The 16,108-nt window shown below is 46.9% G+C and carries 9 protein-coding genes; 3 read left to right on the plus strand and 6 right to left on the minus strand.

Annotation, left to right across the window (positions count from 1 at the left end; translation table 11 throughout):
• Positions 1-650: 650 nt before the first annotated feature.
• From P3T48_RS14090 to P3T48_RS14100, 3 genes are all read right to left on the minus strand, one after another.
• Positions 651-1,505: a 4-hydroxy-3-methylbut-2-enyl diphosphate reductase gene (locus P3T48_RS14090; RefSeq protein WP_276507105.1), complete on the minus strand. Its 855-nt coding sequence runs from the start codon at positions 1,503-1,505 to the stop codon at positions 651-653.
• A gap of 87 nt (positions 1,506-1,592) precedes the next feature.
• The gene (locus tag P3T48_RS14095; RefSeq protein WP_276507106.1) at positions 1,593-2,654 is read right to left on the minus strand and encodes a DUF1573 domain-containing protein; all 1,062 of its coding nucleotides are present in this window, start codon (positions 2,652-2,654) and stop codon (positions 1,593-1,595) included.
• 81 nt (positions 2,655-2,735) lie between these two features.
• A complete protein-coding gene (locus P3T48_RS14100; RefSeq protein ID WP_276507107.1) occupies positions 2,736-8,444 on the minus strand; it encodes an alpha-2-macroglobulin family protein in 5,709 nt (1,902 codons plus the stop codon).
• Between the two features lie 218 nt (positions 8,445-8,662).
• On the opposite strand from P3T48_RS14100, the gene P3T48_RS14105 reads away from it, so the two are divergent.
• On the plus strand, positions 8,663-11,158 hold the full coding sequence (locus P3T48_RS14105; protein ID WP_276507108.1) for a glycoside hydrolase family 94 protein: 2,496 nt from the start codon (positions 8,663-8,665) through the stop codon (positions 11,156-11,158).
• A 245-nt stretch (positions 11,159-11,403) separates the two neighbouring features.
• Here P3T48_RS14105 and P3T48_RS14110 read toward each other — a convergent pair whose 3' ends face one another.
• The 3 genes from P3T48_RS14110 to P3T48_RS14120 form a co-directional block, all read right to left on the minus strand.
• Entirely contained in the window at positions 11,404-11,751 is a 348-nt protein-coding gene (locus P3T48_RS14110; RefSeq protein WP_276507109.1) for a sigma factor, read from the minus strand.
• A gap of 69 nt (positions 11,752-11,820) precedes the next feature.
• A complete protein-coding gene (locus tag P3T48_RS14115; protein ID WP_276507110.1) occupies positions 11,821-13,728 on the minus strand; it encodes an MBL fold metallo-hydrolase in 1,908 nt (635 codons plus the stop codon).
• A gap of 126 nt (positions 13,729-13,854) precedes the next feature.
• A complete protein-coding gene (locus P3T48_RS14120) occupies positions 13,855-14,766 on the minus strand; it encodes a helix-turn-helix transcriptional regulator (RefSeq protein WP_276507111.1) in 912 nt (303 codons plus the stop codon).
• A gap of 151 nt (positions 14,767-14,917) precedes the next feature.
• Here P3T48_RS14120 and P3T48_RS14125 point away from each other — a divergent pair, with 151 nt between their 5' ends.
• Both P3T48_RS14125 and P3T48_RS14130 read left to right on the plus strand, forming a co-directional pair.
• Positions 14,918-15,421: a hypothetical protein gene (locus P3T48_RS14125; RefSeq protein WP_276507112.1), complete on the plus strand. Its 504-nt coding sequence runs from the start codon at positions 14,918-14,920 to the stop codon at positions 15,419-15,421.
• A 264-nt stretch (positions 15,422-15,685) separates the two neighbouring features.
• Positions 15,686-16,000 (plus strand): hypothetical protein, encoded by a 315-nt coding sequence (locus P3T48_RS14130; protein ID WP_276507113.1) that lies wholly within the window; start codon positions 15,686-15,688, stop codon positions 15,998-16,000.
• Positions 16,001-16,108 lie beyond the last annotated feature (108 nt).

The raw sequence follows: 16,108 nt of genomic DNA on the forward strand, positions 1-16,108 counted from the left end.
ATTCTTTACAAAGATACAAAATATTTTTGGTATAAGCAAATATAAATAGTTAATATTCAATAAGATACAACATTAATATCTATATGTTAAAAGGTAAAAAGTTTGATGCGTTTGCCCTGTCTGTTAGTTATAAATCTATGTTCTAAACTTTAGAACTTAAGTTCGATACTTTAGAACATAAGTTCTAAAGTTTAGAACATAGAATTATATAGGCTAAAAGAACATTTATATAGTATAAGAGTAAGATTTCTTGTGGTTTGACGATTTTAGCTTACCCTCTTAGCGTTGTTTTTAACATGGTTGACTCGGTTGTTACTTATTTTATTTATCATTTACGTTGACTTACTTCATTTTAGTTATATTCATAGTTGACGACTTATGCAGAGTAATTACTAAAGGAGATTAAAGTGTGAAAATATCTTAAACAAAAAGCTTTCAGCGAAACATTGTGCCGTTTCACAGAAAATAATTTGGTCAAAATGTACCTTTTCTGTACATTTGCATGTAGAGATTAGAATATCAGAACAAGGTAGTAATGATATAGATTATAAATTTTGAGTTAATTACTGTTTTTTGAAGGTGGTGGGTCCTCGTGAGAAGACGTACCACCTGTTTTGTTTATATCAACTTCTTCCCCATTCACGAACTTATTACAGATGGTTCAAGATAAACTCACGGCATTCTTCCATCAGCCATTTGGGAGTACTGGTAGCGCCACAAATTCCCACTGTGTTTACATCCTTGAGCCAGTCGAGGTTGATTTCATTGGCACTTTCTATCTGATAACTGTTGGAGTTCACGCGATGACATTCCTTGAAGAGCACCTTGCCGTTGGAACTCTTGCGTCCGCTCACAAAAAGCACGAGGTCGTGCTTGGAAGCAAAGCTGGCTATATTAGGCATACGATTGGCCACCTGTCGGCAGATGGTGTCAAAACTCTTGAAAGTGGCGCCCTCTACAATATGCTCCTGACAATACTCTATGATACGATGAAACTCGTCAAGACTCTTAGTCGTCTGGGAATAGAGATAGATATCGCGAGAGAAATCCAGTTTCTCCACATCCTGGAATTTCTCAATCACGATGGCCTTGCTGGCAGTCTGCCCCACCAGTCCCAACACCTCTGCGTGTCCATTCTTGCCAAAGATGACTATCTGCGCATCCGGATTGCTGGTATACTGCCGCTTGATACGTTTCTGCAACTGCAACACCACAGGACAGGTGGCGTCAATGATGTCTATATGGTTTTGCTCGGCCAGGGCATAAGTCTCAGGCGGCTCACCATGAGCACGCAACAACACCTTGACATGATGCAGTTTCTCCATATCCTCGTGGTTGATGGTGATTAGCCCGGCATGATGCAGTCGTTCCACCTCCATTCCGTTGTGTACGATATCACCTAAGCAATACAGTTGTCCACCTTTTTCGAGTTCTTCCTCAGCCTTCTTGATGGCAGTGGTCACACCAAAGCAGAATCCACTGCCATTATCTATTTCTATTTGCACGGTTCTTTCTTTTTTTTAACAGAACTTGTTACTTTGCGTTCTTACTTATCTGTTCCTATTTATCTGTTCTTAATAGACTCGTTTCTCTCACTTCACCTTTACCTTTACCACCTTGGCATTATCAGGATCGTTGGTTATCATGAGCACACGAGGATTCTTCGAACGCGACTTCTTCAGTTCGGATGCGACAGCAGTCACCTTGAGTTTAACCGTCTCTCCAGGCTGAATCTTCGACTTTTTGAGCGACACCTGAAGTCCCATGGTAAACATCTGCATACTTCTTATCTCGAGCACCGATTTGCCTTCATTGGTGATGAGGATTTCGCCCTTCACCTTTTTCTTGGTGCCGAAGTTACCAAGGTCGAGTGTGGTGGTAGATAGTTTCACCTTAGGCGCCTGTGCCAAGTCTTCGGCTGTCAACTTCTCGAAGTTTGGTAAAAGAACTGCCGACACACCGATTTCCTTCTCAGGTGCTACCTTGTCACCAAGATGCGAGCCAAGATAGATGGAAGTCTGATTCAGTCCCAAGTCGCGCAACTTGCGTGAGTCCAACATAACTGTGATCACACCACTGTGGCGTGGCGCCAACTTGGAAGGCGACACCTGTGCGGTGAGATAGGGAGGCAAGTGCAGCACTACAGGCTGCAGCACCTCGTCGGTAGGATTCATGATGTGGATGCGCTGCACGGGGCGGTCGCCTCGGTTGATGTCATCAAACTCCAGGTCCTGTATGTCGGTTTTCAACTTGCCCAACTGATAGGCGTAATTGCCAGCAAAGTCGACCACTCTGTCCACCACCTTTCCACGCATAGTAAGCACGAAAGGCTGTTCGTCGGCATTGCTGAAGAGTCCAATCTGCTTGATGAACGTGCCCATTTGCTTGGCATCGAATGTTGCCCTGACCATAAACGAATCGCCCGGTGCTATGTCTCGCTCAGGAAACTCCACCTCTGTGCATCCGCAACTCTTGCGCACCTGGCTGATGCGCAAAGCCTTGTTGCCGGCGTTCTTCAAAGGGAATTCTGCCGTTACGGGATTTCTGAACAACACCTGTCCACAGTCGATTGTCTCCTGCTGCGTGGTTATTTTCTGCGCCGATGCCGAAACCGCCAACAGCGATACCAGCATCCATATACTCATTCTTTTCATCTGTTCACTTTGTATTTATCAGTTCGTATATTCTGTTTCTTATTCTACTTTCGGAATTCTAAGAGTCAGGGAGTTAAGACATCACTCCTTCACATTCAGCCTATAAGCCTCTGCCCTTCCGCCAAACTCAGGACTGTAGGCACACTGCGCCGCACAGGTTCCTGCCTGATATTCGCCCTTGCGGTCGATGTAATACTCCATCTCCACCACGTGCCTTCCTTTTGATAAACGGCCAAAGTAGAGATTTGTTGTATAATCCTTGGGTGCCACATAGCAACCCATGCTCCACTGATAGCCGCTCAATTGAGTGACGGGCTCCAAGCAGGCAGCGCGCTTATCCACCACTTGCACGAAGTCGTAGTCGCGGTCAGCTGTAATAGCAAGCACTACTTTTACCTTGTCGCCCACCTTCACGTTCTTGGCGTTCACCACCTTTCTCACCACCTTGATGCCTGCCTCTGAGGCGGCTATCTCGGCAGAGGACTGCACAAACTGGGCGTATACTGCGCCCCAACTGGTGCCTTCGTTCTTCTTGTCAATCGTCAGCGTGTGTGGTGCGCCCTGCTTCGAGGTCTTCACATAGCCAAGTCCTGCCGTAGCCTGAGGCAACTGCAGTGGTTTGCCGTCTATACGGATAGTGGCATTGTCTGCCGACTTCTGCAGCAGTATTTCCTTACCATTGAGGAAGGCATAAACCGCATCCACCGTGTTGACTGGAGTATCCCAAGCCTGGGTGCGCTTCGACTGCAACAACCACAGCTTCATCTCGTCGATAGCTTGCTGAACGGTCAGATTCTCTGCGGCAAATGCCTTTCCAGCCTTTGTACCCAGCATCTCCGTTGCCTCGATAGCGGCCACCTGTGTAGGAATCTTATAGTCGCGCCAGCTATAGTAAGCATTGCGTGTGTCGAAGTATCTTCCCATTCCCGGTCTGCTTACCGAATACTCGGCTATGCTCTGCAGATAGTCGGCAGCCTTGGCCTGCTGTCCATTGCTTGCCAGCACCACGGCAGCTCTTGCCTTGCCATAGATGGTGAACTCACCGGTACGCTCTGCCATATTCTGCAGCAGATAAGTCGCTGCCGGATCAAGTTTGCGTCCGTCGAGCGAGAGAATATATAAATAATGTATAGCCAGTTCGCTCGGGCGCACATTTCTCTTCTTCTCCACCTCTTTCTTCATGTCCTTCACTTCTGCAGCAGCCTTTCGCTGCAGATAGCGCAGAGCAGCAGTCAGCATGTCTTTGGTCTCCTGCTGTACACCCACCATACGGTTCAGCCTAACCATCATCTCAGCCACCTCGGTAGTCATGTATCTGCTGCCTTCCATGCCTTTCCACCAGGCGAAGGAGCCGTCGGCAAGCTGAAGCTTACGCAATTTTGCCACCTCGTCGGTCAGTCGGTTCTGACACAGCGACTCATCCAGATATTCAATCAATAGTTTTTTCTGCTCGCTCTCCCTGTCGGCATCCATCACCCAAGGTGTTTCGTTGAGCACAAGTTCACGCAGTTCCTGATTCTTCTCCAGAACACTCTGCAGTGAAGTGCCAGCCTCGTCAGCCTTGCCACCCTTGGCTGCTCTTGCGCTTTCAGCCGAGGCTGCTTCCTGCTTCCACAACTTCACTACCTGTGCGATGACAGGACTCTGCTTCATGATGTGGCGGGCGATGCTGTTGCTGTAGATAGCCGACATCAGCGAGACGGCATTGTCGTCTTTTGCCTTGCTGAGCGATGGCAGCGCCTGAATCATCAGCCAACTTGGATTGTTGCTGTACTCGATAGTCACCTTGGCGCGTTCTGCCTGTGCAGCCTGTTTGCCTTCCTTGTCGGCGAAGAGCGAAGTGAGGTCGAAGTGCTTCTCTCCTTTCTCAGTCAGTGTGATGGGCAGGGTGCGTGTTACGAGCTCGCTGTTGCCTAATACGGGCAGATAGTGCTGCTCGCCGTCGCTATAGCCACGACCGGCTGCCACCACCTTATTTATATATATACCTTCTTTCAGCCCCTGCACGTCAAACATCAGCGATGTCGATCCGTTGGCTTCCAGGTTGTATTTCTGAGTCTGTTGCCACACCACCTTGTTGGTTTCGGGGTCAAGGATCTGCATACGAGCACTGCCGTTCACCTTCCTGTCTGAGTTGTTGAACACTCTGACTGCCACCACAGCCTTGTCGCCTTCGCGCAGGAAGCGTGGCATATTGGGCTGCACCATCACCGTCTTTTGTGCCACAGCCTCGGCATCTATGACGCCATGACACATCTCTCTATTATGAGCCAGTCCCACAAATCTCCAAGTTGTGATGCTCTCAGGCAGGGTGAAACGTATGGCCACATTACCCTCATCGTCGGTTTGCAGGGCAGGATAGAAGAAAGCCGTCTCGTTCAAGTTCTCGCGTGTCTGCACCTGGTCGAGCATTTCTTCAGTCTTTGCCACCTCAGGCGCAGAGCAGCCCACAGCGATTCCTCCGTCAGCCACATCCTCTGCAGCGCTCTCGGTAAGTCCAAACAGCTGTTTGGCGTTAGCATATCTGGCTCCTCTGATGTGCATCACTCTACTTTCTTCCTTCACCAATTCATCGCGTTTGATGACGGGGGCTGTTGCCTTTGCACTCTCCACTATTCTGTCTTCCATGGCACCTTTGGCTAAGAAGAACACCTTCTTGCCATAAAACTCGCTCTGGAAGTAGAACGGATTAAAACTGTCGGCCTGCAGTTCGTTCTCCTGATAATACTTAGTAGGGAAGTTGCTGCCAAAGCCCGCATAGCGGGTTCTCACGGCGAGGTTGTTCTTCCAATAGCTACTGGGCAGCGACTGATAGAAGCCTAAGTTCATCTGCCATGTAAGCCTCTGCAACGGGTCGAGCGACTTGTCGTAGAGCACACTCATCAACTGCGCCTTGGCTGGTTTTCCGTCGGGCGTAGTGATGCGCAGTGTCCATTCCTCCTTCTGTCCTGGTGTAAGCCGGTTGCGGAAAGTTTTCCACTCGATGTTCAGCTTCTTCTCGGGCATGGGTCTTGCGATGTTCATGGTGCGTGAGTAGCATTTCCCGTCCTTTATAAAGGCGTAGTTGAGCACAATGCCCGAGGCATATTCTGGTCGGTAGGTGAAGGGCAAGGTGACGATGCTGTCGCCCAGTTCCCATGCACCTTTCTCGATCAGCTTGTTGCCGGCGATGATCGAGTAGACGATGTGCACACCGTTGGCCGATGACCCAACCTGCAGATAGACAGGCTTGCCGTCGGTGCGGAAGCTCGTGGCAGTCTGATAGCTCCAGTGCATGGTCTCCTCCATCGGCCTGGTGTCCTTCATACTAAAGAGGACGAACTTATGCTGCAGACTGTCCTGTCCGCACACAGCCTCCACCATGTGCATGCCCGATGCCAAATGTTGCAGTTGCACAGGCTCATTGGCCTCAGCATCAAGCCACTCGCCCCCATCTATGCGATACTTCAGCGAGTGGGCAATCTTTATTCCAGCACTGTTGAGGTAGGCAAAGGTCACCTGTTTCAGACTGTCGGTCTCCATGCGTTTAGGTAGGTCGACAGCAAAGGCGGTGGGCTTCGTGCCGAGAGGCAGACTCATCTCGCCTTCATGACTCTCGCCGCTGATGTCGGTGACGATGGCAGACACGTCGAAGTGGAAGAATCTCGCCACTCGCATAAAATCGTCAGCGCCATTGCTGTCGGCGCCAGTCAACTTAGCCTCTAATGGTATTTCCACATCAAAGCTTCCATCCTCACGGGTCACAGCCTCTCCTGTCATCACCTGTCGGTCGGCTGAACGTGAGCCCCACCACCACAGCTGATTGCGCCTTGTCACAGTGTATTCCACCTTGGCTCCCTGAACAGGCAGGCCTGCATAGGTCTTAGCTGTAGCTTTCACCACCACGGTGTCGCCCCATGTATATCGTTCGTTCACCTCGGGAAAGTTGATTTCAAAGGTGGGTCGCTTGTATTCTTCAACACGGAAGTAGCATCCATAGCCCATGGCTCTTACACTATACTGTCCTGTCAGTCCGCCTTGTGGCAACACGAAGTCGGCGGCAGCCATTCCGTAATCGTCCGTCGTGACAGTCTTCTCTGCCACCACCTTCCAGTTGGCATCATACAGTTCCATCTTCACCTCCTTGCCCTTCTCAAAGGCCTTGGCATCAGTCCCTCGCTCATTGATGGCGAGGATGGCAGCGGCATGCACCGTCTGTCCGGGACGATAGATGGCTCGGTCGGTATATAGATTGACGATGGTCTTGTTGTTTTTCTGCTCATAGTAGCGTGTACGCGAGAGATAGATGTCTCGGGCTGGACAGTATTTGTCGGTCGTGGTAGAAAGCAGCACGCTTCCGTCCACGTTCTTGAAGTACGCCTCACCCTCGGCGTCGCTGGTAAGCCTGGCATGCACGATACGCTTATGCTTCTTGGTTTTGAAGTCGTAGTAGTCGTCTCTGTAGAGTTCTATCCTTGCACCGGCAATGGGCTGTCCGCTCGTGGCACTAACCACTACATAGCGGTGCCTGTCATCGGGCAGCTGCTGTATCATCACAGCCAGGTCGCTCACATAGAAGAGTCGTCGGGCTGGCGTCACACCTGGGTTATCGGCCGTCACCTCCATGAGATAGGCGCCTATGGGCAGCGCAGGCAACAGGATGGAATCTTTCACCTCCTCGTAGTCTGGATGACCATAAAACTGTCTGCTGTATTCTTTCTCGTGCAGCTCCGAAGTCTTGGTTTTCAGCCACTTGTAAGTTTTATCATCCTGCACGTCATATTCGTTGTCGGCAGTGATATCGAGGCGCGACAGCTTCACCTTCATGTTCTGCAGGTTGCGCACGCTGAAATGAACCCACTGCTTCTGTCCTGGGCGCAACACCTGCTGCAGGTCCTCGATGTCAAACATTGGTTCGGTGAGTCGTTTCTGTGCATTTCTCAACACGTTCATCCTCGACCATCCTCCCCATCGGCTCAGGGCATAGTTGATATAATTGAGCTTGTCAGCCGGTTTGGTGTCGGTGGCTTCCTCCATGAATCGATAGTGCTCCACCGCCAGTTCTCCCGCCTCGGGAATGTCTTGATATACATGGATGAGCGAGTCGATGGCATTGAGATACTTCGATTTTTTCACCTCTCTCACGTCGTCCTGACGATATTTCTGAATCACCTCAAAGGCACACAGACAGGCTGCACCTCTGTTGCCCACCTTATTATAATAGGTGTACATTTTCAGATAAGCCTCCTTGCTGTCGGCCTCAAACCCGATGAGATGCAGCATGTCGTTGCCAAACGAAGCACCGTCGAGTCCTCTCATGGTGAGTGGCGCATACTCGGTAGATGCGTGGCGTGTCAGTAGCTCGGGCTGCGCCAGCGCCTTCATGAAGTACGCTTGTGCCTTAGCCCTGTTCACACGATAACGCTTGTTAGCGACTTCCTCGTCGCTTGCGTCAATGTAGTAAACATTCTCCTTGTAGAGTTTTCCCAACACAGCATTCCATACGGCCTTGAGCATTGGGTCGGCAGTGTGCTGTTCCTGCAGCCTCAGGCGTTGGATAGCAGGAGTCAGCGAGTCGGTGGAGATTGATTTCCACAGCATCGTCTGCCTCATCTCAGCCGCCAGCAGCTGTCCGTAGTCTTTCGACGCGGAAGCCTTGGCGCTTATTTTTCTCATCACACCGATCTCGCTCTTCGGAAGGTCTTTCTGCCTGTAGGCATCAGCCTGCTTCCAAAGGTTGTCGTAAGTCTGCGCCATCGTTTGTATCACGGCAAACAAGGCAATGACAAGTGCTAAAATGTTTTTTTTCATAAGCCAAGTGTATGAAATGTTAACAATCCGTTTGATTTCAAACCTAATCTATTGCAAAAATACAAAAAATATCAGTTATCTAACTTTACAACTATAACTTTTTACTAACTTTGCATCAAAATCATGCAAATAATCTAAAAAATAGCATTCTGTTTCTCGTAAGAATTCAGTTCTACGTAATAAATAAGTAAAAAACCAATAAAAATACTACAAAGACAATGGCAGAGAAAAAGTATGGTCATTTCGATGACGACAATCGCGAGTACGTAATTACCGATCCACAGACCCCATGGCCTTGGATCAACTATTTGGGAAACGAGGATTTCTTCTCGCTCATCTCCAATACAGCAGGCGGCTATTCCTTCTACAAGGACGCAAAATTCCGGCGTATCACCCGCTACCGATACAATGGTGTGCCTATGGACAATGGCGGCCGCTATTTCTATATCAAGGACGGCGACACCGTGTGGAATCCCGGATGGAAGCCCTGCAAGACTCCACTCGACAGCTACGAGTGCCGTCACGGTATGAACTATACCCGCATTACGGGAAGCAAGAACGGTGTGGAGGCAAGTGTGCTCTTCTTTGTTCCGCTTCACACCTGGGCTGAGGTACAGAAGATGACGCTCAAAAATCAGTCGCAGGAGACGAAGACCCTCAAGGTGTTCTCCTTTGCCGAATGGTGCCTGTGGAATGCAGCCACCGATATGGAGAACTTCCAGCGCAACTTCTCCACCGGCGAAGTAGAGGTGGAAGGCTCCACCATCTATCACAAGACCGAGTATCGTGAGCGTCGCAACCACTACGCCTTCTATACCGTCAATACAGAAATCCAGGGATATGACACCGACCGCGAGAGCTTCATCGGACTCTACAACGAGTTCTCTGAGCCACAGGCTGTGACAGAGGGCAAACCACGCAACAGCTTTGCCCACGGCTGGAGCCCTATCGCGTCGCATTATATCGAGGTGACACTGCAGCCAGGCGAGAGCCGCGATCTCATCTTCCTCTTAGGATATGTGGAGAACGAACAGGACAAGAAGTTCGTCGCCAAGAAGGTCATCAATAAGGAGAAGGCTCATCTTCTTATCCAGCAGTTTAACACTACAGAGAAGGTGGACGCTGCCTTCGCAGAACTCAACCAGTACTGGGACAACCTGCTGAACATCTTCACCATAAAGAGCGGCAACGACAAGTTAGACCGCATGGTGAACATCTGGAACCAGTATCAGTGCATGATCACTTTCTGCATGTCGCGCTCGGCAAGTTTCTTCGAGAGCGGCATCGGTCGTGGCATGGGCTTCCGCGACTCCAACCAGGACCTCGTGGGCTTTGTGCATCAGATTCCCACCCGTGCACGGCAGCGCATCATCGACATTGCCAGCACCCAGTTCCCAGACGGCGGCTGCTATCATCAGTATCAGCCACTCACCAAGCGCGGCAACAACGACATCGGTGGCGGATTCAACGATGATCCATGCTGGCTCATCTTCGGAACCGTGGCTTACATCAAGGAGACGGGCGACTTCTCCATCCTCTCCGAGCAGGTGCCTTTCGACAACCAGCCGGGAAGCGAAGTAAGTCTCTTCGAGCACTTGAAGATTTCGATGAACCATGTCATCAACAACCTCGGTCCTCACAAGTTGCCACTCATCGGACGTGCCGACTGGAACGACTGCCTCAACCTCAACTGCTTCTCGTGGGATCCTAACGAGAGTTTCCAGACAACAGAGAACAAGGGAGAAGGCTCCAAGGCAGAGAGCCTGATGATAGCCGGACTCTTCGTCGTTACAGGCAAGGACTATGTGGCGCTCTGCAAGCAGCTCGCCAAGGAAGCCGCAAACAGCAGTGAAGGCACTATCGCTGGTCTCGCCGAGAATGACTACCTCGCAGAAGCCAACCGTATGCAGCAGGCAGTAGACCAGATGAGCGAAGCCGTGAAGCAGCACGGATGGGACGGAGAATGGTTCCTCCGCGCCTACGACTTCTTCGGCAACAAGATAGGAAGTGATGAGAACGAGGAGGGCAAGATCTTCATCGAGAGTCAGGGCTGGTGTACCATGGCGGGCATCGGACTGGAAGACGGTCTCTGCGACAAGGCACTGGATAGCGCCAAGGAGCGTCTGGAGTGCGAGCACGGAATGGTGCTCAACAATCCTGCCTACACCACCTATCATGTAGAGATGGGCGAGATTTCCTCTTATCCCGAGGGATATAAGGAGAATGCAGGCATCTTCTGCCACAACAATCCTTGGGTCATCATCGGTGAGACTGTAGCGGGACGTGGCAACGATGCCTGGAACCACTACACCAAGATACTCCCCAGCTATGTGGAGGAGAAATACCAGACTCTGCACAAGGTAGAGCCTTACGTGAACTGCCAGATGGTGGCAGGCAAGGATGCTGCCCGTCCGGGCGAGGGAAAGAACTCATGGCTCACAGGCACCGCAGCATGGATGTGGTACACCGTCAGCGAATTCATTCTCGGCATCAAGCCCGACTACGAGGGTCTTCTCATCGATCCCTGCCTTCCAAGCACCGCTAAGGAGTATGAGGTAGTGCGCAAGTTCCGTGGTGGCGAGTACCACATCGTGATAAAAAATCCCGATGGCAAGGAGAAGGGCGTAAGCCGCATCACCGTAGACGGCAAGCTCATCAGCGGAACCATTGTTCCCTGCTCCCCAGGCAAGCACGAAGTCCACGTAGAGATGTAACTACCCAAAAACAAAAGAGGGTGTGTCATAAGTCTGTGACGCACCCTCTTTCCTTTTGATAATATATTCTTATCTATCCTTACTTCATCACCTCGAAGATTATTATTGGATATCAGGCAGATACAAATATATGGTACAGGTATGGATGCATATATTGATAGGTAAAAGTAGGGAAAGATAGACAAATAAGAAACCTACTCTTGGAAATACTTTTATTGTATTAAAAGTTTGATATTCGCCCAGAGTTATTTTGCACGTTCATTTACTGCCTGTTGAATACTTTGCCTAATCCACCAAACGGCATAGATAATGAACTTGATTCCGCGTTTTTTGTCATACTTTTGAGCGGCAATCAGCAAACCTTTAACTCCAATCTCTAAAAGCTCTTCTTTGGACACTCCCTGACCAAGGTATCGCTTGGCAACGGAAGCCACAAAACGAATATACGCATTCTTTAGCTCTTCGTCTGCTCCTTTCTCACCGACTTTGAATCGATCTAATATCACTTCCATTTCCTCTGCTGTAGGCAATGGGTGGTTAGCTATCTCAGGATAAACCGACTCCAACGACTTACTCTCACTCTCTGTTATCATTTGCAGTATCATGCTTTAATATTTAAATGTTTAAATGTTTATAGAAACTCCTACATACCGCACACCCTATCACTTTTCCTTATGAAGTTGCTCCATTACATCCATAGGAAACAGATAGCGAGCAGGTACCAAATCACATAGCACCTTGCCTTCAAAGGTCTCTATGTCAACCAAAGGCTTCACTATCATGTCTGGAGCATAATGCGCAACAGGCTCATACAACTCATAAAATTCATCGAAGTCCGATATACCAATATCTAACAAGCCCTCATCATATACGTTTTTCAAAGCTTCCTTGGTAGCAAGTTCCATTACCTTCACTGGAATCAAATACCATGAGGATGGCAAACGCATGATAGCCAATACCTGCTCACCAGAAGCAAAAGTACATTTCGAGTCAAGATTTGCGTAGAAAGTCTTGTCTCTTCGATAAACTTCCCCTAAGATTAGCGCAAAGTCACACTCACTCCAAATCTCAAAAGCAAGCACATTCTTGTCTGCTCGAACAAGTTTCAAGGTCTCTCTTGCCAGCTTACTGTCATCAAACGAACTTATTTGCTTATAATCCAGTTTCCACCATTTAAGTTTCTTATCCGCAGAAGAAATCTTGACATCATCATCAGAATCTTGATTCTCTGAAAGACATATTGCACTCAAAAAAGTATCACCTTCCTCATGTACAGGTATATCGCCAAATGGGTTGGTACTAAAAATCTCTCCATCCTCCAACTTCTTCACATTCCAAGAAGGGAAAGCTGCCGCAAATTTCTCTGGACTATTGGTGTGAATTGGAATTATCACCTTAGGTTCCAACATTTCAAACAACTTGTTCATACTTTCCACATCACAATGCCCACTGGTATGGATATGAACATAATCCTTACCAACAGCCTCTGCCAACATTTTGTTATAAGCCGGACTTTCTGGATTATCCACATAGCCCTTCCACATAGAGAGATAAACTTTTCTCCCCTCGCTTGGCATCTTCTTTAGCCACTCATCAAACTTGTCATTTGCTCTGGCAATCAATACATAGCCATGAGATTCCATAGCATGGTAGAATTTATCGTTAGTCTCCCCATCCTTCCTTAAGACCTTCGGAGCCTTCGGTTTACTCTGAAATTTATAGAAGCGAGACTTGCCCCAAAGCTTGTCAATGTTTGCCGACGCATCCATCATCTTCTTGGCAAACTCATCCAAGAAAAAAATTCTATCTGTTTCACAAGCTGCATGATAAAGGGCAAACAATCTGTCTATGTTCGTGGATGACACATATACCACATTATACTTATTCTCTTTGAAGTTATCTACAAACTCATCCTTGACATCCCGCTCAGTCTTGGTCCTGGTATCCTTGCTCCGCTCAACATTGGTGCCTTCAGACACCACACAATCCACTTTTCCGATGTATTTTTCAATAACCATTGGCAACATCTTGCTTCGGAAACCATGGGTACGGAAATCACCAGTATGAAAAACCTTTCTGCCATCTGCCTCAATTTTGAAAGCATAGGCATCAAATGCCGAGTGATCCATCACTATTGGCATAATCTTGAAAGGCCCCACCTCAAAGGTATGCCCTGGCTCAAAATGTTTAAACTCAGTAACTCTATCTGCCATCAAACGATGTCTTTTACCCTCTTCTCCAGGTATGTGTGACATGTGAAGTTCAAATTCTTGACAGATTTCACAACCAGTCTTACCCATATATACAGGAATCTCGCTGCTCAACTCTCTTACCTTGCCGATATGATCACCATGATAATGAGTAATCAGCAAAGCAGAATTGGAAACATCACCCTTGGTGAGTCCCTCTATCTCCATTTCTGTATGCTCATAACCAGGCAACTGCTCACCATAGTCCACAAACAGATGAAAACCACGGCACTCATACTCAGTAACGCATCCACCAATCTGATTGGTTCCACGATGTACTATAATTCTGATACCCATCAACTTCTTCTCATTCATTGTCATATTCTTATCGTTTAATTTAAAAATGAAATGATCTGTCTCTATAATATATATACGAATGAAAACCTATTGAATCGGGGGGTGAAGAGTATTGTATGCTTAAACTCCGCAGAACACCATTAAATTTCTTCATTTTTTCATATATCTATCAAGAGAAGAACTTATTTGAGCCATTATCTCTTCGCGATATTCCAAGGGTTCAAGCACTTCAACACTCGCCCCTAATGACAGTATTTTTGATTTTAGTTCTGGTGTAAGGCATAGCCGATACGTGAACTCAGCAAACTCTCCATATCTTGATTTGACCTCGCTCTGCGACTTGTGAAGTGGCAACATTCTCATGTATTCCATCTGTACACCATACACTCTTAATTTCAATTTAACTATAGGGAGGTCTTCATTCACGTAGATTCCTACCACATGATCGTAGTACTTTCGTGGATTGAAATCCTTCGGGTACTCAAATTTCTGACTGGTTGTTTGCAGATCAAGGAATCTTTCCAATGCCAGATGTCTAATGGATTCTTTTTCTTTTATATAACCAAGAACATACCACCTTCTATCATAGACCTTCATGGAATAAGGTTGCATGGTAAGTGTTTCCCTTTTCCCCTCATAACGTTGATAGTCAATTATGAGTTCTGTATTAGTCCTCATAGATTCAACTACATCATCAAAGTATGCTGTGCCATGAGGTATTTCTTCCAGCAAGATACGATCGCGCATCATGTTGAAAGTTGAGAAATCCTGTGGTACACTATACTTTCGCAATAACAGTTGGGCATAAGAATTTTGCTTTAGCACCTCAGGATTTTTGATGTAATATGTGTATCCCTTGGATTTGTCACATTCTATGATAATTCCAAACATTTCTTCGATACCTTTACGATGTTCGTGGAAGGTACGGATTGGTAAACCGCCCATATAAGCATAAGGAGAACCTTTCCACATTCTAACAATATGGTCGTAGGTTAGAGATTCTCTTGACCCAATAATTGTATCAAGTAGCCAAATGTATCTGAGATAGGTTTTACTTATCATGATTTTCTGCAACTTTATTAAAGATAACGGAAGAATCATAAAAAAATTGCGTAAGTTCTGCGGATATTTTGCAGAAAGAACGTCAAAACAGCCGAATTCTGATGATTTCTCATCGTATAAAGAAATAGTAACTATCAAAACGAAACATAGAATGACAAAGAGAAAGAATCAGAAGAAAGTAGAGGCACAAGCTAAAAAAAGTGCAGTAGAGACCCTTCGCTCCCAAGCACATTGGGGACTGAAGCAACTTGGTCCTGAAGATGGTAATTTATTCCACCTATTGGTAGATGCTGAGGTGGACTTTATTGCAGAACTTAATCTTGCCCAAGATATCTTAGCCATCAAATCACTCATAGACGGAGCTAAACAGTCATTAGCTGTTACACCAACACCTGAAAATGGAAATTTCGTGAAAAGTCCTACAGCTGTATCTCTTGGTATTGCGAGTATTGAGGACATCAACAACATCGGCATACCTCTTAACTGGAGTGAAATGATTGAACATAAATTGCTAACAATCTATTATTCAGAAGAATATCGCAACCAAATAATAGACTGGGCAAAATCAAATGGTTATAACACATCAACATATCGTGGTCGCCCTATTATAAAGTTCAGTAAGTTGTATATCATAATTGAAAGGACGCACGCATGAATAGAATCACTGAGGGGCGATACTAAAAAATGTTAATAATAATATATATATTGTATATTTTATTGCAGTAGATTGATAAAAATAGTATCTTTGAGACAGATACTATTCAACAGCACCATACCACACAAGGTACTTACCCTTTAGTCTGGTCCTACTATCAAGACGTTGCCAATGGGCGAAAAGGTGGAGGTGCTTGAACCTCATAGTTTGCAGGTTCAAACAGAAAGAAAAATTAGAAGAATGTTTAATAAAATATAGATAAATATGAATAATATTAAGATTGTAGGTTATTCTGAACGAGGAGCAATGAACGCTCTATTCTATGGTATTGCATTGAACAAGGACGAGAAGGCGGCAAACGAGGCTATGAATGAATTCCTGCACATGGCAGGCGAAAGAGAAACATTTCAAGACTTCGAACTTTATTCCGAATTCTCCTTGTCTGGCTTCGGCGACCCTGATTTAGTAATTACCGCTAAGAATGAATTAGGCAAGACCATTGTCTTTTTCATTGAGGCCAAGGCTAGTGCTGGTGGTTATTATGAGTTAGATGAACAAAAAAAACACCATGATTCCTAAGACATCACCAAATTTTTGAGAGCTTTTTTGTGTTAAAATAAGCAAAATAGCCCCCAGAAAGCATATAGGCATACCTACCCCTGTAGCAGAAGAAGACAATTTTTGACT

Origin of the sequence: Segatella intestinalis (genome assembly GCF_029348455.1) — a bacterium.
Lineage (GTDB): Bacteria > Bacteroidota > Bacteroidia > Bacteroidales > Bacteroidaceae > Prevotella.

What these genes read in the sequence shown, in the direction of transcription:
- P3T48_RS14095 (WP_276507106.1), bottom strand. Translation starts at nt 2,654, where the DNA reads ATGAAAAGAATGAGTATATGGATGCTGGTATCGCTGTTGGCGGTTTCG.
- P3T48_RS14100 (WP_276507107.1), bottom strand. Translation starts at nt 8,444, where the DNA reads ATGAAAAAAAACATTTTAGCACTTGTCATTGCCTTGTTTGCCGTGATA.
- P3T48_RS14105 (WP_276507108.1), top strand. Translation starts at nt 8,663, where the DNA reads ATGGCAGAGAAAAAGTATGGTCATTTCGATGACGACAATCGCGAGTAC.
- P3T48_RS14110 (WP_276507109.1), bottom strand. Translation starts at nt 11,751, where the DNA reads ATGATAACAGAGAGTGAGAGTAAGTCGTTGGAGTCGGTTTATCCTGAG.
- P3T48_RS14115 (WP_276507110.1), bottom strand. Translation starts at nt 13,728, where the DNA reads ATGACAATGAATGAGAAGAAGTTGATGGGTATCAGAATTATAGTACAT.
- P3T48_RS14120 (WP_276507111.1), bottom strand. Translation starts at nt 14,766, where the DNA reads ATGATAAGTAAAACCTATCTCAGATACATTTGGCTACTTGATACAATT.
- P3T48_RS14125 (WP_276507112.1), top strand. Translation starts at nt 14,918, where the DNA reads ATGACAAAGAGAAAGAATCAGAAGAAAGTAGAGGCACAAGCTAAAAAA.
- P3T48_RS14130 (WP_276507113.1), top strand. Translation starts at nt 15,686, where the DNA reads ATGAATAATATTAAGATTGTAGGTTATTCTGAACGAGGAGCAATGAAC.